Raw genomic sequence first — 19,076 nt, forward strand, 5'->3', positions numbered from 1 at the left:
TCGATGAAAATCCCGGCCAGCGGGGACTACCCGCTGCCGAGCTCCTGCCACAGCCCGGCGGCAATCAGATTGGCCGCCGTCTTCTTCTTGTAATCCTCCGAGGCGAACGGATCGGCGTACGTCCGGAACCCGGACCGAGCCGCGTCATAGAGCGGCGCCAGCAGCGCCTCGCTGAACACGGCGCCCTCCAGCAGCGCCTCGGCTTCCTTCAGCCGGTGCGGACGGCCGGACCCGCCGCCCGCCGCGATCCTTACGCCTTCGAGCCGGCCGTCCGCAAGGATGGTTCCGGCGGCGGCGGCGGTCACGAGCGAAGGCGTGAACGTCTCGCGCCGCCCCACCTTGCGGAACCATTGGAAGCGGCGCTCGCCGGCTGCCTTCGCGGCCGGCGGCAGAATAACGCCGGTCAGCAGCTGCTCCGGCCGGTGTGCTCCCTCCGCCCGGCCGTCCAGCCATCCCTCCAGGCCGAGCCTGGAGCGGAACGTGCCGTCGAACAGCTCGACTTCGGCGGAGGCCGCCAGCAGGGCGGGCAGCAGATCGCCCGTGCCCGAAGCGATGTTCCCTCCGGCGGTGCCGAGGTTGCGAACGGACGGAGCCGCGATGCAGCGCGCCGCTTCCTTCACCGCCGGAGCCGCCTCGGCGAGCAGCCCGCTCACGCGGCAGGCCGAGAGCGTCGTCAGCGCCCCGATCGCCAGGCCGTATTCGCCCCTTGCAATCCCGGTCAGCTCCGGTACACCCCTCAGGTCGATCAGCGTTGCCGGCAGGGCGGAGGTGCCGTTCTCCCACTGCGTCCGCAGCAAGGTGCCTCCGGCAATATAGACGGCTGCGCTGCCCAGATCCCGCTTCAGCCCGCAGGCTTCGTGCAGGCTCCGGGGACGGCGGACCGCCGGTAACGGAGAATCCGTTATGTTGTCCATTCGCCTTCACCTCTCTGTCCTGTGCGTTCTGCCGCCTTCTTTTGCCCGCCGGTCAGAACCGCTGCTCTCTCGCATACGGAACGCCCAGCGCCTCCGGCGTTCCGGAAGGCTTGTTGCGGTTGCGGTACCCGAGATACATCAGCACCAGAATCGTCACCACATAAGGAATCATCTTCAGAAAATAGGGCGGTACGGCGCTCCCGAGGAGCTGCATCCGGAATCCGATGGAATCGAGCGCCCCGAAGAAATAAGCGGTCAGCAAGGCCCGCAGCGGATTCCAGCGGGCGAAGATGACAAGCCCGACCGCGATCCAGCCGCGGCCGCCCGTCAGCCCTTCGTTCCAGGTCGGAGCGACCGTCAGCACCATATCCGCGCCGGCCAGGCCGATCAGCATCGCTCCCGCTGCCGTGCAGCCGTAGCGGATCAGCCGGACATGGACGCCCATAACGTCGGCGGTGGCGGGATGGTCTCCCACAGCCCGAAGATGCAGGCCCCAGGAAGTGCGGTGAATCAGCAGATGCAGCGCCGCCGCCAGGGCGAAGCTGAACCAGGTCAGCAGATCCAGATTGCCCAGCAGGTCGCCGATAACCGGCACCGGCTTCAGCCACGGCAGCTCCAGCCGGGGAAGCCCGCCCGGCAGCGGATTGCCGCTGATCGGCTTGCCGAGATACGCGCTCAGGCCGCTGCCGAACAGCGTCAAGGCCAGACCCGCCATCGGCTGATTGGCCCGAAGCGTCACGCAGAGAAAGCCGTGCAGCAGCCCGAGAAGAGCGGTCACCGCCAGCGTGGCCAGCAGCGCCGCCGCCAGGCTTCCGGTTCGCAGGTAGACGAGACAGGTCGTCACCGCCCCCATCAGCATGAGCCCTTCCGCGCCGAGCTGAATGATGCCCGCCCGTTCGTTCAGGATGCCGCCCAGCGTGGCCAGCAGCAGGGGAGTTCCGGCCGCAACGGCGGCCACCAGCAGTTGTGCAATAAAGTCCATTGTCTTCCCCTCCTACACGCTCCGCCGGAGGCGGAAGCGGGCGATCATTTCACCGGCGATCAGACTGAACAGAATGGCGCCCTGGAGCATCTCCGATATGGAGGACGGCAGCCCGATGGTCTGCACGCTGTAGCCGCCGACAATCAGACCGCCGAACAGCACAGAGGTGACAATGAGGCCGAGCGGATTCAGCTTCGCCAGCCAGGCGACGATGATGGCTGTATAGCCGTATCCCGGCGAAATGCCCTGCATCAGTTTGTGGCTGACCCCGGATACCTCCGCCATCCCGGCGATTCCGGCAAGCCCGCCGCTGATCAGCATGACAATGAGGATATGGCGTTTGACGGAAATGCCCGCATACCGCGCCGCCGACGGATTCGCCCCGATCAGGCGAAGCTCGTAGCCCCAGCGGGTGAAGCGCACCATGAGATAGTAGACCGCTACCGCGGCGAGCGCCAGAATCAGGCCGATGTGCAGCCGGGTTCCGCCGAGAACGGGGAGCGACTGCCAGGCGGTGAACACCGGCGTTCCCGGAAAATTGAAGCCCTCCGGGTCTTTCCACGGCCCGTAGGTCACGTAATCCAGCAGTTGAAGCGCCACGTAATTCAGCATCAGCGAAGTAATCAGCTCGTTGACGCCGAAATGCGTCTTCGGCAGCGCCGTCAGCAGACCCCAGAACGCCCCGGCGGCGATGCCCAGAACCAGCATCAGGGAGATCGTCCAGAAGGCCGAAAGATTCGGCCAGTAGATCGTGACCGCCGTTGCGGCAATCGCTCCCAGCGTGAACTGGCCTTCCGCCCCGATGTTCCAGACCGAGATCCGGTAAGCGACGGCAATCCCGAGCCCGCAGAGCAGCAGCGGGATCGCCTTGACGAGCGTTTCGGTCATGCCGTACGAGGTGCCGAAGGCGCCCCGGAACATTTTGGAATAGACCGTCCAGGGGTTCATGCCGTTGGCATAGATGAAGACCGCGCACAGCGCCAATGCGAGAAGAACCGAGAAGACCGGCGTCCACCAGGGAGTCCGGACCCGGGCGGCATCGAATTCAAGCCGCAAGGGGGTCCTGCGTTCTGCGGCTCGGTCCGCAGGGCCGGCGAGGGCGGGCGCGCCCGCTTTTTCGTGACTCATGCCGGATTCTCCTCTCTGCTGCGGATGCCCGCCATCATCAGACCGATGGACTCCCGGTCCGCTTCCTCATGGCTCTGCTCTCCGATAATCTTGCCGTCATAGATGACCAGAACCCGGTCCGACAGCTGCAGCAATTCGTCCAGGTCCTCGGAGATCAGCAGAACGCCGCTGCCCGCCGCTCTCAGCTCCATCAGCAGCTCATGCACGCCCGCCGTCGCTCCGACGTCCAGGCCCTGGGTGGGGTGAACGGCGACCATCAGCTTCGGCCGGTGGCTCACTTCCCGGGCGAACAACAGCTTCTGCTGATTCCCCCCGGAGAGCTGCTGGACCGGCGTATCCAGCTCCGGCGTCCGCACATTGAACCGCCGCACCAGCCCTTCGGACCACGCCCGGTTCTTCGCCGACCGCAGGAAGCCCATCACCGAATGCTCGCCGGAGCGGTACGATTTGAACAGCAGATTGTCGACTGCTCCCAGCGTACCCGCCAGGCCGCTCTTCATCCGGTTCTCCGGCACGTGGGAAATGCCGGCTTCGATCGCGGCCCGGACCGAAGCGGTCCGGACCGGGCGGCCGCCGAATTCGATCTCGCCTTCCCTCCAGCTCCGCAGCCCGGTCAATACCTCAGCCAGCTCCTTCTGGCCGTTGCCGGCCACGCCGGCCACGCCGACGATCTCTCCCTCCCGCACCTTCAGCGACAGGCCCCGCAGCGCCCGCCGCCCGTGGTCGGCGTTCACCTGGAGATTCTTCACCACCAGCAGGTCGCCCCCCGCCGATTCTTCGCGCTCCCGGCGCTCAATGACGACCTCGCGTCCGACCATCAGCCGGGCGAGCTCACGCTCATCGGTCTCCCGGGTGTTCAGCGCGGCGATCATCCGGCCTCTGCGCATCACGGAGATCCGGTCTGCGGAAGCCAGAACTTCCTTCATTTTATGCGTCGTCAGGATCACCGTCTTGCCTTCGCTGCGCATCCGGCGCAGCGTCTCGAAGAGCTGCTCGGCCTCCCCGGGCGTCAGCACCGAGGTCGGTTCATCCAGAATGATGATGTCCGCTCCGCGGTAGAGGGTTTTGACAATCTCCACCCGCTGCTGTTCGCCGACGGAGAGCTGCCAGATCGGACGATTGACCGGAAAAGCCAGACCGAAGTGCTCCGCGAGCGCTTCGATCTCCTTGTGTTTGTCCTGAACCCAGCGGCTGCCGCGCCAGAAAGACGATTTTTCGCCGAGCACGATATTCTCCGCCGCCGTCAGCGTCTGCACCAGCCGGAAATTCTGAAAGACCATTCCGATTCCAAGCTGGGCCGCATCCTTCGGGGAACGGATTCTCGCCGGGCGCCCGTGGACCCAAATCTCGCCCTCATCCGCCCGGTAGACGCCGGACAGCATGCTCATGATGGTGCTTTTGCCCGCTCCGTTCTCCCCAAGCAGCGCGTGAATCTCTCCCGCATCCGCCGAAAAATCGACTTGATCGCTGGCAGTCACCGGCCCGAACCGTTTGACAATGCCCCGCATTTCAACCGCATGTCCCGCCATCTGCTCGCCTCCCCTTTCGCTTCCCCTCTTTATAGGACGGGCGGGGAAGATTCGTTGGCCGAATCCGCCCCACCCGTATCGCAATCCTCTATTCAAGCCGCAGCCCTTCGCCCTGTCCGCCGCTTTATTTCGGGAGCTTCCCTTCCACGCCCTTCGCCAGCCAATCCATCTTCAGCACTTCCTCATGGGTCAGCGTCTGGCCCTCCGCCACCTTGACCGCGCCCTGATTGTCGCTGATCGGTCCGGTGAAGACATTCAGCTCGCCGCTGATGATCTTCGCTTTGGCTTGCGCCACGAGATCCTGAACCTCCTGCGGGATCTGGTCGCCGAACGGGGCGAGGTCAATCATGCCGTCAGCCATGGAACCGACGAACGATTCGCTCTTCCAGGTGCCGTCCTTCACAGATTGAACCGTCTTCTCGTAGTACGGGCCCCAGTTCCAGACGGGATTGGTGAGATAGTTGTCGGGGGCGTATTTCTTCATGTCGGAGTCATTGCCTCCGGCCAGAGCGCCGCGCTCCTTCGCAGCCTGAAGCGTTGCGGGGGAATCCTGGTAGGCCAGCAGCACGTCGGCTCCCTTGTCGAGCAGGCTGATCGCCGCCTGGCGCTCCGTTGTCGGATCGTACCAGGTGTTCGTCCAGACGACATCGACCTTCACATCGGGATTGACGCTCTGCGCGCCCAGCGTGAACGCGTTCAGATTATAGATCACTTCGCTGATCGGAAAAGCGCCGACATAACCGAGATGATTCTTCTTCGTCATCTTGCCTGCCGCAATGCCCGTCAGGTAGCTGGCTTCATAGTTTTTGCCGAAATATGTGCCCATGTTGGCCGCTGTCTTGTAGCCGGAGGCATGGTCGAACTTGACGTCCGGGAACTTGCCGGCCACATTCAGCGTGTAGTCCATGTAGCCGAAGCTCGTGGTAAAGACAATGTCGTGGTTCTGGGCCAGCTCGGTAATCGTCCGTTCGGCATCCGGCCCTTCGGGGATGTTCTCCACCGTGTCGGCCTTCAGGCCAAGCTTCTCTTCCATGTACTTGCGGCCCAGATCATGCTGGTACGTATACCCTCCGTCCCCTGGAGGTCCGATATACACAAAGGCAACCTTGGGCGTCTTGCCCGAAGCTGTTGCAGGCGCTGCCGATGCTCCGGCGGATGCCTCTCCCCCCGCTGCGACCGATGCCGCCGGCGCCGGAGAACTGCCGCTGCCTGACGCCGAGTTATTGTTGTTGCCGCAGCCCGGCAGAATGAGCGCCAATGCCACCAGAAGGGTTCCCCCCCATTTCATGCCCTGACCCCTTTTCATCTTTCCTCTCCTCCTTCTCTGATTTAGCTTTACTATACGGATGCGGAGGCAGTGCGTAAATTTAGTTGACACAGCTTTGGTTAATTTGATGAAAAGGGGCATTGAATTTGTGCCTTCTGCACGTATTCAAAATTAACTCGCGACAATTGTGTCCGTATAACTGACACGAGCTCTTGCGGACTCCTTAGATTCCGCTCTCCTGCCAGTGCCGGGCTACGTCCCGGTAATCGCCGTCGGTATCGGCGTCCATTCGCCAGAACGGGGAATCTCCTTCCAGCACCGCGCCCTTGAAGCCGGGCGAGCGCATGAGCGCGGCGGCGCCCGCGTCCCCGTCCAGCTCCTGCAGAGCCGGGAACATCTTCCGGGAGAACAGGGCGGGCGGCATACCGCCTCCGCCCTCCCGGGCGCCGGCGACATAATCCAGATCAGGCCGGCATCCCAGCGTCTCGATCAGCCGCCGGACCAGTCCCGCGGTTACGAACGGCTGGTCCGCCAGCGCCACCAGAACCGCATCCGGTTCCGTCGGCAGCACGGCGTTCAGCCCGCAGCGAAGCGAGAACGACAATCCGAGATGGGCGGTCAGACAGGTCTCCGTCCAGCGCCTGCGTTCCGGCGGGTCCGGCAGCCAATCCAGCCGGTCGTCCGCCCGGACCACCACTATAAGAGGCTCCAGCCCGCAGCGGTCGAGCTCGCGCAGGGCCGCCGCGCCCAGGGCGACGTTCGGCGACAGCGGCAGCGACACCTTCGACGTTCCCATGCGCCGGCTTTGCCCGGCCGCCAAATAAATCCCTGCTACTTTCACTAGTCACCCTCCTCAAAGTTTTGTTAGGATTGCTTCGTTGGATAAGCTTCGGCAAAACTCACTTCGGAAGCATAATCAAAGTTTTGTTAGGAGTGCTTCGTTGGATAGGCTTCGTCAAAACTCACTTCGGAAGCATAATCAAAGTTTTGATAGCATAAGCTGCTTGATTATTTTTCGCAAAACTCGCGGACTACATCTGCGCCGCCCGCAGCATCCCGCCCGTCCGGCGTCCGTTCCGCCTGCGGACGGCGATCAGCTCGGCGGCGATGCTGACAGCAATCTCTTCCGGCCCCTCGCTCCCGATGGCCAGGCCTGCGGGCGCGTGCAGCGAAGACGGCACCGGCAGCCCTTCGGTCAGCAGACCGATTCGCGCCTGCGAACCGATGATGCCGATATACGCCGGTTCGAGCGGAAGCAGCCGCTCCAGGAACTCGCGGTCGCGCTGGAACTGATGGCTGCAGATCAGCACATAATCCCCGGGACCGATGTCCAGCCTTCGGGCGGCTTCCCGCGGCGGACAGATGATGCGCTGCTCCGCCGGGAACGGGCTCTGCAGACTGCCTTCCCGCCAGTCGGCGACGGCGAGCCGGAAGCCCGAGCGGACGGCCAGCTCCGCAATCGGCCCCGCATCATGCCCGGCGCCGAAGAGAACCAACCGCGGCTCCGGCTCAAAGACCGTGGCGAACCGCTCTTCGTCCAGCCTTCCTCGAAGCGGTCTCTCCGCTTCGCCGCCCGGTTCGGATACGTCCAGGCGGTAGCTGTAGCCGCGGCCGGACCGGGTCCGCAGAAGCGTGGCGCTTTTGCCAGCCTCCAAGGCTTCTCCCGCCTCCAGCAGCAGCTCCCGAAGCGTCCCGCTTACCGGCTCCAGTACAATCCGAATCTTCCCTCCGCAGCCCGTCGCTTCTCCCCAGGAGAAATCATCCGGCGAGGTCATGTTGTACTCCACCGTCTCGGGGAGCCCGCTGGCCCATAGCGCCGGAAGGCGAAGCTTCAGATCGCTCTCCAGGCAGCCCGGGCTCAGCGTACCGACGCTCTCCTCTCCCTGGAACAGCATGACAGCCCCGGCCTTGCGGTACGAATGCCCTTCTGTAGCGATCAGCGTGGCGAGCATGGCAGGCTCCGCAGCGCGGTGCAAACGTTTGACGACAGCGGCGATGCTCATGCTCCCGCCCTCCCCCCGGTCCCGGGCAGGCGAACCACGGTATCCTGCTCCTGCATCCGCCGGAACAGGAACGCAAGCTTCAGGCGAAGCAAATCATTCGTTTTTTTGAAATCGACCTCCAGAATTTCGCTTAACTTCTCCATCCGGTACGTGGCGGTATTGCGGTGAATGAACAGCTTCTTGGCGGTCTCGTTGATATGGCCGTCGCACTCCAGATAAACTTCAAGCGTATGCAGCATTTCTTTCGCATATTCCGGCTCCCGCGAGAGCAGGCCGGCCAGCGTCCGGGTATAGTAGCGCCGCATCGAGTCCGCAGGCACCTGCTGCATGAGCACCGCCAGCTCGACTTCCCGGTAGCGGCCGCTCTGCCGCCCCTGGGCCCAGTAAGCCGACAGGCGCAGACATTCCTTCGCTTCGGCAAAAGCTTCACGCAGTTCGCCGGCTCCGCTCTTGCAGCCGCTGATCGCCGCCTTCGGCTCGCACGGACCCGCCGGTCCCGTCTTGAGGAAGCAGGATTCCAGCAGTCCCTTCAATTCCTCCGCCTCCTGCCGCACCGCCGGGTAGATCGACAGCAGACCTTCATCGACAATCAGATGAATCGCCCGCGTCTTGCCCAGAACGGGATGCTGCAGGTACTCCTCCTTCAGCCGGTACAATTCCCCGGTCCGCCGTTCGCCCGCAGCCGGAACCTCGGTCAGCACGAGCAGATACGGCGCATCCAGCAGACCGATCTCCATCACGGACGCCGCCCGGGCCAGCTCGGCCCCGGACAGTTCCCCGCTCAGGCAGCGGCGCAGCAGCCGGCAGAAGTCCCGGTGCATCTCCCGGTCGAAGCAGTCCTCCAGACCGGCGTACATATGGTAGGCAATCAATTCGGCGCCCTGCACGAACAGACTTTCCTCCGCAGCCAGGAACAGCGGATTCACGCCGCAAAAGAGCACATGGCCCGCGAAGCTCTCGCCCTGAAGCAGCGGGAGCAGGTAACCGCTCTGTTCTCCGAGCCGCATCTTCCGGCTGCGGTTCCCCCACGGCCAGCCGCTTAGCAGCCGGGCGCTGTCGAAGGACGAGTTGTTGAAGAGCACTTCCCCGCGGGGGCTGATAATCGCCAGCGGATAGCCGATCACCTCCGACACGGATTCCAGCAGCGGCCGGGTCCGGACCGAATGCAGGGCAAAGCGCATCAGCTCGCGCTGCTTCTCCATCACCGTCTGGAGCAGGCCCGTATGGCGGCTGAGCTCCGCCCGGAACAGCCCGTTCATCTGGTCCGAGAACGTGAACTGAAAGGGCAGTTCAATCAGCGGAAAATTCAGCGCCTCCGCCTTCTCGATCAGCTCCTCCGGCACCCGGTCCCAGAACCGGCCGAGCTTGATCCCAAGACCGGCCGAGCCGACCCGGTTCAGCTTGTGGAGCAGCGCATGCGCCTGCTCGGGGTCGTCCTTGATGAGATAGGCCGTGGTCAGCAGCATCTCTCCTTCCTTGATCCAGTCCACAATATCCGGCGCGTCCATGACATTGATCGACTTGACGATCCGGCTCTTGCCTTTAGCCCCCGCGATCAGCTTGGCTTCGGACAAAGGGTAGATGGACAACGCTTCTTCTACCGTCAGATGCATGACGCCCTCCTCCATTTCTGTCGGCGATCCGTCCCTGGCTGCGGGCGTCCGCTCTCTTCTCGTGTTACTTTATATAACATTATAGAGAGGGTTTGCGGCTTTGAAAAGATAAAAATTCATTTTTTCGTGCCTATATGTAAAATTAATTAACACAAAAAAAGCCTCGCCAGATGGCGAAGCGCTGACTTCCGGCAGCCGTCCTTAGCAGGGCCGATGCCGGCAATTCGGATCAGAAGGGGCAGAGCGCCGGCAGCGACACGGCCCAGGCCAGCAGATCGAGGTCCTTGCCCGGACCGGCAATGACGGACAATCCGACCGGAAGACCTTCCGGCCCCTCGACGGGCAGGGTCACCTGCGGCAGTCCGGTCAGGCCTGCGATGCAGCAGAGCGAGAGGGCTCCGCTGCGGTTGCGCTCCAGCTGCCCGGCATCGCCGCCAAGCAGCGGAGCGGGCCCCGGCACCGTCGGAAGCGCCAGACAGCCCGATGGCCCGAGCAGGCTGCGGATATGGCCGGCGATGGCAGCCCGCGCCGTCCGCGCCGCCGCCTGGCCCGATTCCGGCAGCGATGCCGCCCACCGGAACCGGGCGGCGATGTCCGGCCCGAATACCGGCTGCTCGGCGCTGATCCATTCCCCGTGGGTCTGCCAGATCTCATACCCCTGAAGCTCGCGGAAGATCTCCATCCAGGCCGCCAGCCCGCCGGTTGTAACCGCGATCTCCTCCGCCGCGGGACGGATGCCGGACACGGCGGCGGGGCCAGCCGTCTGCATCAGCCGGCCGGCCGCCAGCCGGAGCGCGGCAGCCGCAGACGGCTCCGCCAGCGCCCAGGCCTCGGCCGGCAGAATGATCCGGTCCGGCCAGAACGTCGGATCTGCGGCTCCGGTCCGGCCCTCCGCCTCCGCCGGTTCGGGCAGCAGCGTCCGGCCGATGCGGAGCAGCAGCTCCGGCGTGCGGGCCAGCCAGCCGACCGTATCGAACGACGGGGCCAGCGGAATCACCCCGTCCATCTCCACCGCGCCGTGCGTCGGCCGGAAGCCGAACACGCCGCAGTAGGCGGCGGGCACCCGGATCGAGCCGCCGGTATCCGTCCCGAGAGCCGCGTCTACAGCTCCCGACGCTACGGCAACGGCGGAGCCGCTTGACGATCCGCCGGGGATTCGGCCCGGCCCGTTCGGGTTCACCGGCGTGCCGTAATGCGCGTTCTCTCCGCCGACACTGTACATCAGCTCATCCGTATGCGCCGCCCCCCTGAGCTCCGCGCCGTGCCGCAGCAGCTTCTCGACCGCCGCTGCATGGCGCAGGCTCGGCCCGTGGGTGCGCAGCCAGTCGGGGTTGCCGGCGGATGAAGAATGACCGGCAACGGCGAATACATCTTTTACCGCAAAGCTCAGACCGTCCAGCGCTCCCGTCCCGGTCGGAGGAACCTGAAGCTGCGGATCCATAAAGGCGCGGTACCGGTTGTCCAGACCCATGTCTTCTCCCCCTCATCGTAACGCTTCCTTCCTTGCCCTCTGCGGCCATCCGCGCTGCCGGACCGCTTCCGCCGCGCAGCATCAGCCTCACAGCAGAGACGGACCGGGCAGGGGCGGCTACCAGCCGATAGCCGCTCCGTCGCTGCGGGGGTCGGTTCCCCCGCTGCGGAAGCCTTCGCCATCTATGGCGATGGCGTGGGCATGCCCGGCCAGTCCGTCGTACGCCCGGACGGTGCGCACCTGATGGCCCGCCGCTGCGAGACGGAGGCGGACCTCTTCCGGCACGCGGCTCTCCACCGTCAGCGCCTCGGTCGGCTCGCCCCAGGTGCGCCCCCAGACGAACCGCGGCTCCGCCACCGCCTGCTGCGCATCCATGCCGTAATGCAGCATCCGGGTCAGCAGCAGCGTCTGCGTCTGGGGCTGGCCTTCTCCGCCTTGCGTGCCGTACAGATAGACCGGCCGCCCGTCGCGGCAGGCGATGGCGGGCATCAGAGTATGGAAAGTCCGTTTGCCCGGCTCCAGCGTATTGGCCGCTCCCGGGTCCAGCGAGAAGAAGGAGCCCCGGTTCTGCAGCAGAATGCCGGTCCCGCCCGGAGCGGAGCCCGAGCCGAACTCGAAATAGAGGCTCTGGATAAAAGACACGGCATTGCCGTCGCCGTCCACGACCGCCGCGTAGGCGGTATCGCGCCCCGTCGGGGCGCTTGCGAGGCTCGCCGCCCGGTCCGGCATGATGGCGGCCGCCAGCCCGGCCGCGTAGGATTTGTCCAGGAGACGTTCCAGCGGTACCGGCGAGAAAGCCGGATCGGTCAAGTAGGCATCCCGGTCCCTGAAGCTCAGCTTGATCGCTTCCGCAATCAAATGGTAATACTCATAAGTGCCGTGTCCGATGCTTCGGAAATCAAAATTCTCCAGTATGTTCAGCGTCTCCAGGGCGGCGAAGCCCTGGGAGTTCGGCGGCGCCTGATACACTCTGAGGCCGTGGTAGTCTGTGCATACCGGCTCCGTCCATTCGCCCGCGTGGTCCGCCAGATCCTCGGCCGTCAGCAGACCGCCGGAGCGCGACATGCCCTCCGCGATGGACCGGGCGATTTCGCCCTTGTAGAAGGCGTCCCGCCCGCCGCTTGCGATCGCCGACAGGCTGCGCGCCAGCTCCTTCTGCCGGAAGCGCTCACCCGGTTCCGGAATGCGTCCGCCCGGCATATAGATGGCGGCCGCTTCCGGGCAGAGCGCCCCTCCGGCCAGCAGCGTGCCCTGATGCTGGTCGGAGGAGAGCGGGAAGCCGTCCGCCGCATAACGGATGGCCGGCTCCAGCACCTCGGCCAGCGGCAGCCGGCCGTATTCCGCCAGCACCGCCGCCCAGCTGTCGGCCATGCCGGGCACCGTAATGGCAGCGCCAAGCCCTCTCCGGGGGATGGCTTCCATTCCGGCATAGCGGCCGCGGTGCACCCTTGATCCCGACCGGCCGCTGCCGTTATAGACCCGGACCCGGCCCTCGCCGGGGACGAAGGTCAGCCAGAAGGCATCGCCGCCCAGTCCGGTCATATGCGGATAGACGACGGCCAGAGCGGCGCTGACGGCCACCGCCGCGTCAAAAGCGTTGCCGCCGCGCTCGAGCATCCGGGCGCCCGCTGCCGACGCCAGATAATGCGGGCTTACGACCATCGTTCGTGTGCCGACTACCGGACCTGCTCTCATGGTCAGGACTCCTTCGCTGGGGGAAATGGCAGCGCGCCGTGCAGCGCTGCGGTATTGCCATTTAACCAAGTTCCCGGCAGCAGGCGCAACCGGCCCGGGAACATTCGGAATGGACTGCACTTACAATTTGTGACCTGTGCACAAAGCGGGAGGCGGAGACGGCAGAAGCCCGGATGCCTACTGGCCCTTGAGGTACAATTTCTATACAATGACCTATAAAGAGGGGGAGAACGCGTGAGAACCAAAGACAACGTATACGTCCGGCTTGCGGACGCCATGCTGCGCACCGGTATCCTCGGGTACGGAGGAGGTCCGTCCGTGATTCCGCTGATCCGGCATGAGGCGGTCGTCCGCTTCGGCTGGATGAACGACGAGGAATTCGGCGAGACGCTGGCCATTGCCAACGTACTGCCCGGTCCCATCGCCACCAAGATGGCCGCCTACATCGGCTACAAAGTGAAGGGGGCCCGGGGCGCCGCCTACGCCGTCGTTCTGCACATTCTGCCCAGCGTGCTGGCAATGGTCCTGCTGCTGTCGGCGGTCGATTATCTGAGCGGCTCCAAGGTGGTAGCGGGCATGATCGCCGCCGTCTCGCCGGTGATCGCCGTCATGCTTGGCGTGATGGCCTATGAATTTGCCAAAAAAGGCATCGCCGGGCTGGGGTGGCCGTTCGGCCTGGCCCTGATGGCACTCGCTTTTCTGCTGATGGAGATTCTTGAGGTCCATCCGGCGGTTGTAATCGTGCTGTTCCTCGCTTACGGGGCCGTTCATTTCCGCGCGCTCGCGGCAGTCCGAGGCCGCAGCCGCAAGGGAGGAACGCCGTAATGAACGGGGAATGGCTGCGCCTTCTGATCGGGTTCTTTCTTGCCAATGTTCTGGGCTACGGCGGCGGTCCCTCTTCCATCCCGCTCATGTACGAAGAGATCGTGCCTCATTACGGCTGGCTGACCGACAGCGAATTCTCCAAGATGCTCGCGCTCGGCAATGCCCTGCCCGGCCCGATCGCCACCAAGATCGCCGCTTATGTCGGCTATGACGTTGCCGGCTGGATCGGCATCCTGCTCGCTCTGGCTGCCACGGTCGTCCCGTCGGCGGTTGCCCTTATTGTGCTGCTGCAGGTGCTGGCCCGGCACCGCAAATCTCTTGTCGTCAAAGGAATGACGCTGCTTGTGCAGCCGGTCATCGCGGTCATGATGGTCGTCCTGACCTGGCAGATGGCCAAAGACCCGGCCCGCAGCATCGGCATCTGGCAGACGCTGATTATCGCCGCCATCGCCTACTGGGCTATGGAGCGCCGCAAAATTCATCCGGCGCTGGTCATTCTCGCCGCCTTTCTCTACGGCGGACTGGTGCTACGCTACAGCGTCTAGCATTCGCCCCTTGCGCCCGGCGGGGGGCTTCCCTTATAATGACAATAACTTTGTTCAAAGAAGGAGGTGTGGAAAGATGAATCACAGTGGACTTGGCAGTATCGTTGGCCGCCTGCCCATGGCAACGGCCGGCATCGTTCATGCGTTTGGCCAGGACGGGAGAAGTCTGTCCTTTTCTGCCAATCTCATAGCGAATGCCCACTGTGAAATGTCTTTCCTGCCTTCGTAACCGCCGCTATGCTGTAAGCGGGCGCGAGACAAGGCCGCGGGGAACGTTTCCCTGCGGTCTTTTTTGCGCTGCCGCCAAGCGGACTGCCCCGGCCGGCAGTTCTTCGGTATAACCGGAGGACGCCGCCGGGGGAACCGCCCGGCCCTGGTTCGCAGCAGCCTGCCCGCAGGGAACTCCTCCCCGCCAATAACCCATTGGTCAAAGGAGAATGTCCCATGATGATTCAATGCCAGCATGTTCAGAAATACCACGGCGCCCAATTGGTGCTGGCCGACGTAAGCTTCGAGGTTCGCGAGGGCGACAAGATCGGCCTGATCGGCCGCAACGGAGCCGGCAAAAGCACGCTGTTCCGCCTGCTCGGCGGCCACGACAAGCCGGACTCCGGACTGCTCGCCGTCCGCCGGGGAGCAGTCGTCGGCATGCTCGCCCAGATCCAGGACGAGAGCGGCTCTGTCCTGGAGATGCTTCGCGGCTCCTTCGCCGAGCCGCTCTCCTGGCAGGAACGGATGCGGGCCATCGAAGCCGAGATGGCCGCCGGCGTCCCCGGAGACGGTGATGCCGCCTGGAATGCGCTGCTGAAGGAATACGGCGCCCTTCAGGACCGGTTCGAGGCTGCCGGCGGCTACGAAATCGAAGCCGAGATCAACCGCGTCGCCGGCGGGCTCGGCATCGGCGCGGAGGATTACGAGCGCCCCTTCGCTTCCCTCTCCGGCGGCGAGAAGACCAAAGCGGCGCTGGCGGCGCTGCTCTTGAAGCGGCCGGATCTGCTGCTGCTCGACGAGCCGACCAACCATCTGGATATGGCCGCCATCGAATGGCTGGAGCGCTTCCTTCAGGAATATGCCGGAACGGTCGTTGTCGTGTCCCATGACCGGTATTTTCTCGACGCCGTCATCGGCCGTGTGGTCGAGCTTGAGGACGGCGAAGCCGCGGTCTACCACACGAACTACAGCGGCTATCAGCAAGAGAAGGAGGAACGGCTGCTCCAGCAGTTCGCCGACTACCAGGAACAGCAGAAGCGCATCAAGAAGATGCAGGAGAGCATCAAGCGGCTGATCGAGTGGGGCAATAATGCCAATCCGCCGAATCCCTCCTTCCACCGCCGGGCCGCCTCCATGCAGAAGGCGCTGGACCGGATGGTCCGGGTGAAGCGTCCGCAGCTGGAGCGTCGGGCCATGGACCTCAAGCTCAGCCCGGAGAGCCGGTCGGGGGAACGCGCGCTGACGCTGGAGCGGCTCGGCAAATCGCTGGGCGGACGCCTCTTGTTCGCGGAAGCAAGCGACGGCATCCGGTACGGCGAGCGCGTCGCGCTGCTCGGCGGCAACGGAGCCGGCAAGAGCACGCTGCTGCGCATTCTGCTCGGCGAAGATACGCCGGACAGCGGCCGCTGCCGGATCGGGTCCCGGATCGAGATCGGCTATCTCGCCCAGGAAGCGGTGCCGGACGACGGCCGCCAGACGGTGCTCGGCTTCTTCCGGGAACAGGCCGGGATCGAGGAAGGCGAAGCCCGGGGACGGCTGGCCCGGTTCCTGTTCTTCGGACCCGATGTCTTCAAGCGCGTCTCGCAGCTCTCGGGAGGGGAATGGACCCGTCTGCGCTTCGCGGTGCTGATGTATACGAAGCCGAACCTCCTCCTCCTGGATGAGCCGACCAATCATCTGGATATCGACTCCCGCGAAGCGCTGGAAGAGGCGCTCGAGGAATATACCGGAACGGTGCTGGCGGTATCCCATGACCGCTACTTCATCAACCGCTGCTTCGACCGGATCTGGACCATCGGCGATGGCCGGTTCGCCGTATACGGCGGCAGCTACGCCTATTACAAGGAGAAATCCGCCGAGCTCGCCGCCAAAGCTGCTGCCACAGAGAGCGGGAGCCCTCGGCAGAACGAACGGGAAGCCGCTGCCCGGCCCGTTGCTTCCGGCGCAGAAGCGGAGCCGCCCGCTCGCGGCGGCGCCCGACAGCCGAAGGCGGATACCGCCCGGATGGAAGCGGATATCGCTGCGGCCGAGGCCAGGCTGGAAGAGCTGGACCGGCAGATGGCAAGCCCCGAGTTCGCCAGCGATGCGGAGCGGCTGAGCACTCTGCACGCCGAACGCGAAGAAGTGCAGGCCGGGCTGGACACCCTTTATGATGCCTGGGTGACGGCTTCCCGTTAGCGGACGGGCGGCGGGCCGGCCGTGCCTTCAAGAGCTTGCCGCGAAACGCCAAAAAAGCCCGGAAGGGGCTCTGCTTCGTACAGAGCGCAGCCTTCCGGGCTTTGTTCTTATCGTTCATCCTTCTATATCAGGGGCAGTTCTAATGAGCGAACCCCGTAACCCAGCCAATCACAGACATCCACAGCGGAATGCTGATGAGGACTCCCCATGCCATTCCAGTGGCGATGTTGCCGTCATACGGGCGCTGAACAGCCTCCGGCTGCAGCGGCAATCTCAGTTCTTCCTGTTCCATGCGATCCCCTCCTGATCTTCATATCGACAATAAAGAGGACAAATTGTAGACCGCCGGACTCCACTTCTGCAAATTTTCCCGGGGAAACGATCGGCTCAGCGGCTTGCAACCATTGTAAGCACTTTCATATTTCTATTTTACCCGTTATGCCGTCTTTTTAAAACCATTTTCTGCAGGATACTCCCTTCATCCTATGCAGACGGTTAATCCAGAATGACCGGAAGGCCGGGGTTCCGCCAAAAATCAAACATTGTCCGGATCTGCCGCTCTGTATTTCGCTGCAAGGACAGCGGGGGGAGCTCTTCTTCCGCGAAGAAGCCGGTTTCGCTCGTCTCGACGCTTCCGGCAGCGGCTCCTCCGGTAATTTCGCAGAGAATGAACAGCTTATAGATATGGTAAGGCTCCGGCGGATGACCGTGGAACTTCTTGTCCATCACGGCCAGCAGGCGGACAGCCCGGGTCTCGAAGCCGGACTCTTCCCGGATCTCCTTCACGGCGACCTCCTTGGGCGAGAGGCCGATGTCGGCCCAGCCGCCCGGCAGCGACCAGCCGCCGTCGCTTTTTTCGCGGACCATCAGAATCCGCCCCTCCCGGAAGACCACCCCCCGAATGTCCACCTTGGGCGTGGTATACCCCTTGTCTGCGGCGAATGCCAGTTCAATTTTCTCGCGGGAAGTTGTCGTATAGTTCGCCAGTATTTCGACGCTCAGCTCACGCAGCGCCTGATAGCGCTCGATATCGTATACATCGCGGGCATATTCCAGACCGGTCTGCCCGATCGCCTGGATCTGCTTGGCCCATCTCAGCCAGTTCTCTTCCATCGCTCTATCCCCTCCTGCGGCTGCTTCCAGCCGGTATGTAATTGAATCCGAGTCTATCACTCTGCGCGTGCAGGACGCAATTCCCTTTTTGCTCCCTTGTGCCGCTTCCGGTATAATGTTCCTGTAACGCCGCACCGGGAGACGGCTGCGGCTTTCTCACAATCCAGGGAGGTCCTATCGTTATGTCATACGCCGAATATTTCTCGTCCCGCCGGGACGAGCATCTGAACGAACTGAAGGATTGGCTGTCGATCCCCAGCATCTCTGCCCTGTCCGAGCATAAGGCGGATATCCGCCGCGCCGCCGACTGGCTGATGGGAGCCCTGGAGCGCGCCGGCCTTGAGCATATCGAACTTCATCCTACAAGCGGCCATCCGGTCGTCTACGCCGACTATCTGCATGCGCCCGGCAAGCCGACGCTGCTCATCTACGGCCATTACGATGTGCAGCCCGTCGATCCGCTGAACCTGTGGACAACGCCGCCGTTCGAGCCGGACATCCGGGACGGCAAGCTGTACGCGCGCGGCGCAACTGACGACAAAGGCCAGGTCTTCCTGCATATCAAGGCGCTCGAAGCGTTTCTCAAGCAGGAGGGCGCTCTGCCGGTGAACGTCAAGCTCTGCATCGAAGGCGAAGAAGAGATCGGCAGTCCGCACCTGACGGCCTTCCTTGAAGCCAACCGGGACAAGCTGGCCGCCGACGCGGTCGTGGTCTCCGACACCGCTCTTCTTGAACGCGGGCGTCCGGCCATCTGCACCGGTCTGCGCGGGCTGGCTTCCATGGAAGTCACTGTCAGCACAGCCAACACGGATCTGCACTCCGGCTCTTACGGCGGCGGCGTTCCGAATGCGCTGCACGCCATCGTCTCGCTGCTCGCCACGCTTCATGACGACAAGGGACGCGTTGCGGTTGACGGCTTCTACGAAGGCGTGCCGGAGCTGTCCCCGCTTATGCGCGAAGAATTTGCGAAGCAGGGCGTGAACGAAGAGCAGATCCGCGAGAGTCTCGGACTGGGCGCACTCTACGGAGAAGAGGGCTATTCGTTCGTTGAGCGCATCGGCGCCCGGCCGACGCTGGAGCTGAACGGCGTATACGGCGGCTTCCAGGGCGAAGGCAGCAAGACGGTGATTCCGAAGGAAGCCCACGCCAAGATCACCTGCCGGCTGGTCGGCGAGCAGGACCCGCAGCATGTCCTCGACGCCATCGAGAAGCACCTGAAGGCGAATATTCAGACAGGAGCAGAGGTTGCCGTCAAGCAGATGGAGAAGGCGACCGCCTTCAATATCGACCCGTCCAACGAATTCCTTCAGATCGCCGCCGACGCTTACGGCAAAGTCTACGGCACGCGCGCGCTGTTCACCAAGGACGGCGGCTCGATTCCGATTATGGCCAGCTTCTCCCGGGTGCTTCAGGCGCCGGTCGTTCTCATGGGCTTCGGTCTGGGCGACGAGAATCTGCATGCGCCGGACGAACATTTCAATCTGGAGAACTTCGACAAAGGGCTGCTGACGCTTGTCGAGTTCATCCGGGCCCTGTAAATTCCCCTCACGCCAAAATGAGGCTGTCCCAAAAGTAGAATTTTCTAAGCTGAGAGGGACCACCT

17 protein-coding genes are annotated in these 19,076 nt (G+C 63.8%); 5 read left to right on the top strand and 12 right to left on the bottom strand.

Annotated features, from left to right (window positions below):
• Window positions 1-26 precede the first annotated feature (26 nt).
• The 10 genes from F4V43_RS08525 to ggt all read right to left on the bottom strand — a co-directional run bounded on the left by F4V43_RS08525 (window position 27) and on the right by ggt (window position 12,602).
• Complete coding sequence (locus F4V43_RS08525) at window positions 27-914, bottom strand: FAD binding domain-containing protein (protein ID WP_150457816.1); 888 nt, start codon at window positions 912-914, stop codon at window positions 27-29.
• Between the two features lie 52 nt (window positions 915-966).
• Window positions 967-1,896, bottom strand: a complete 930-nt coding sequence (locus F4V43_RS08530) for an ABC transporter permease (RefSeq protein ID WP_150457817.1) — start codon at window positions 1,894-1,896, stop codon at window positions 967-969.
• 12 nt (window positions 1,897-1,908) lie between these two features.
• A complete protein-coding gene (locus tag F4V43_RS08535) occupies window positions 1,909-3,024 on the bottom strand; it encodes an ABC transporter permease (RefSeq protein ID WP_150457818.1) in 1,116 nt (371 codons plus the stop codon).
• On the bottom strand, window positions 3,021-4,553 hold the full coding sequence (locus F4V43_RS08540; protein WP_150457819.1) for an ABC transporter ATP-binding protein: 1,533 nt from the start codon (window positions 4,551-4,553) through the stop codon (window positions 3,021-3,023). Before F4V43_RS08540 ends, F4V43_RS08535 begins: the two co-directional genes overlap by 4 nt.
• Before the next feature lie 124 nt (window positions 4,554-4,677).
• Window positions 4,678-5,859: a BMP family ABC transporter substrate-binding protein gene (locus F4V43_RS08545; protein ID WP_223879824.1), complete on the bottom strand. Its 1,182-nt coding sequence runs from the start codon at window positions 5,857-5,859 to the stop codon at window positions 4,678-4,680.
• A gap of 184 nt (window positions 5,860-6,043) precedes the next feature.
• Entirely contained in the window at window positions 6,044-6,661 is a 618-nt protein-coding gene (locus tag F4V43_RS08550) for an NTP transferase domain-containing protein (protein ID WP_150457820.1), read from the bottom strand.
• Window positions 6,662-6,851: 190 nt separating this feature from the next.
• Window positions 6,852-7,823: an XdhC family protein gene (locus tag F4V43_RS08555; RefSeq protein ID WP_150457821.1), complete on the bottom strand. Its 972-nt coding sequence runs from the start codon at window positions 7,821-7,823 to the stop codon at window positions 6,852-6,854.
• Window positions 7,820-9,436 (bottom strand): PucR family transcriptional regulator, encoded by a 1,617-nt coding sequence (locus F4V43_RS08560; RefSeq protein ID WP_150457822.1) that lies wholly within the window; start codon window positions 9,434-9,436, stop codon window positions 7,820-7,822. The genes F4V43_RS08555 and F4V43_RS08560 overlap by 4 nt, the downstream gene beginning before the upstream one ends.
• 229 nt (window positions 9,437-9,665) lie before the next feature.
• Entirely contained in the window at window positions 9,666-10,907 is a 1,242-nt protein-coding gene (locus F4V43_RS08565) for an amidase (RefSeq protein WP_150457823.1), read from the bottom strand.
• Between the two features lie 117 nt (window positions 10,908-11,024).
• Window positions 11,025-12,602 carry a gamma-glutamyltransferase gene (gene ggt, locus F4V43_RS08570; RefSeq protein WP_150457824.1) on the bottom strand — a complete coding sequence of 526 codons (1,578 nt, stop codon included), beginning with the start codon at window positions 12,600-12,602 and terminating at the stop codon, window positions 11,025-11,027.
• 276 nt (window positions 12,603-12,878) lie between these two features.
• Between ggt and F4V43_RS08575 the strand changes: the two genes are divergently transcribed.
• From F4V43_RS08575 to abc-f, 4 genes are all read left to right on the top strand, one after another.
• A complete protein-coding gene (locus tag F4V43_RS08575) occupies window positions 12,879-13,427 on the top strand; it encodes a chromate transporter (RefSeq protein WP_150457839.1) in 549 nt (182 codons plus the stop codon).
• On the top strand, window positions 13,427-13,972 hold the full coding sequence (locus F4V43_RS08580; RefSeq protein ID WP_150457825.1) for a chromate transporter: 546 nt from the start codon (window positions 13,427-13,429) through the stop codon (window positions 13,970-13,972). Before F4V43_RS08575 ends, F4V43_RS08580 begins: the two co-directional genes overlap by 1 nt.
• Before the next feature lie 76 nt (window positions 13,973-14,048).
• On the top strand, window positions 14,049-14,201 hold the full coding sequence (locus F4V43_RS19690; protein WP_191089526.1) for a hypothetical protein: 153 nt from the start codon (window positions 14,049-14,051) through the stop codon (window positions 14,199-14,201).
• A gap of 215 nt (window positions 14,202-14,416) precedes the next feature.
• Window positions 14,417-16,360: a ribosomal protection-like ABC-F family protein gene (gene abc-f / locus F4V43_RS08585; protein ID WP_150457826.1), complete on the top strand. Its 1,944-nt coding sequence runs from the start codon at window positions 14,417-14,419 to the stop codon at window positions 16,358-16,360.
• Window positions 16,361-16,499: 139 nt separating this feature from the next.
• Here the strand turns inward: abc-f and F4V43_RS19695 are convergent, their stop codons facing one another.
• Together F4V43_RS19695 and F4V43_RS08590 are read right to left on the bottom strand one after the other, a co-directional pair.
• The gene (locus tag F4V43_RS19695; protein WP_191089530.1) at window positions 16,500-16,652 is read right to left on the bottom strand and encodes a hypothetical protein; all 153 of its coding nucleotides are present in this window, start codon (window positions 16,650-16,652) and stop codon (window positions 16,500-16,502) included.
• A gap of 203 nt (window positions 16,653-16,855) precedes the next feature.
• The gene (locus tag F4V43_RS08590) at window positions 16,856-17,473 is read right to left on the bottom strand and encodes an NUDIX hydrolase (RefSeq protein WP_150457827.1); all 618 of its coding nucleotides are present in this window, start codon (window positions 17,471-17,473) and stop codon (window positions 16,856-16,858) included.
• A gap of 182 nt (window positions 17,474-17,655) precedes the next feature.
• Between F4V43_RS08590 and F4V43_RS08595 the strand changes: the two genes are divergently transcribed.
• On the top strand, window positions 17,656-19,011 hold the full coding sequence (locus F4V43_RS08595; RefSeq protein ID WP_150457828.1) for a dipeptidase: 1,356 nt from the start codon (window positions 17,656-17,658) through the stop codon (window positions 19,009-19,011).
• Window positions 19,012-19,076: the final 65 nt, after the last annotated feature.

This window comes from Paenibacillus spiritus (assembly GCF_008710135.1).
GTDB lineage: Bacteria > Bacillota > Bacilli > Paenibacillales > Paenibacillaceae > Paenibacillus_AQ > Paenibacillus_AQ glufosinatiresistens.

Bases quoted from the DNA above. Each gene is read 5' to 3' on its own strand.
- F4V43_RS08525 (WP_150457816.1), bottom strand. From the start codon at position 914: ATGGACAACATAACGGATTCTCCGTTACCGGCGGTCCGCCGTCCCCGG.
- F4V43_RS08530 (WP_150457817.1), bottom strand. From the start codon at position 1,896: ATGGACTTTATTGCACAACTGCTGGTGGCCGCCGTTGCGGCCGGAACT.
- F4V43_RS08535 (WP_150457818.1), bottom strand. From the start codon at position 3,024: ATGAGTCACGAAAAAGCGGGCGCGCCCGCCCTCGCCGGCCCTGCGGAC.
- F4V43_RS08540 (WP_150457819.1), bottom strand. From the start codon at position 4,553: ATGGCGGGACATGCGGTTGAAATGCGGGGCATTGTCAAACGGTTCGGG.
- F4V43_RS08545 (WP_223879824.1), bottom strand. From the start codon at position 5,859: ATGAAAAGGGGTCAGGGCATGAAATGGGGGGGAACCCTTCTGGTGGCA.
- F4V43_RS08555 (WP_150457821.1), bottom strand. From the start codon at position 7,823: ATGAGCATCGCCGCTGTCGTCAAACGTTTGCACCGCGCTGCGGAGCCT.
- F4V43_RS08560 (WP_150457822.1), bottom strand. From the start codon at position 9,436: ATGCATCTGACGGTAGAAGAAGCGTTGTCCATCTACCCTTTGTCCGAA.
- F4V43_RS08565 (WP_150457823.1), bottom strand. From the start codon at position 10,907: ATGGGTCTGGACAACCGGTACCGCGCCTTTATGGATCCGCAGCTTCAG.
- ggt (WP_150457824.1), bottom strand. From the start codon at position 12,602: ATGAGAGCAGGTCCGGTAGTCGGCACACGAACGATGGTCGTAAGCCCG.
- F4V43_RS08575 (WP_150457839.1), top strand. From the start codon at position 12,879: ATGCTGCGCACCGGTATCCTCGGGTACGGAGGAGGTCCGTCCGTGATT.
- F4V43_RS08580 (WP_150457825.1), top strand. From the start codon at position 13,427: ATGAACGGGGAATGGCTGCGCCTTCTGATCGGGTTCTTTCTTGCCAAT.
- F4V43_RS19690 (WP_191089526.1), top strand. From the start codon at position 14,049: ATGAATCACAGTGGACTTGGCAGTATCGTTGGCCGCCTGCCCATGGCA.
- abc-f (WP_150457826.1), top strand. From the start codon at position 14,417: ATGATGATTCAATGCCAGCATGTTCAGAAATACCACGGCGCCCAATTG.
- F4V43_RS19695 (WP_191089530.1), bottom strand. From the start codon at position 16,652: ATGGAACAGGAAGAACTGAGATTGCCGCTGCAGCCGGAGGCTGTTCAG.
- F4V43_RS08590 (WP_150457827.1), bottom strand. From the start codon at position 17,473: ATGGAAGAGAACTGGCTGAGATGGGCCAAGCAGATCCAGGCGATCGGG.
- F4V43_RS08595 (WP_150457828.1), top strand. From the start codon at position 17,656: ATGTCATACGCCGAATATTTCTCGTCCCGCCGGGACGAGCATCTGAAC.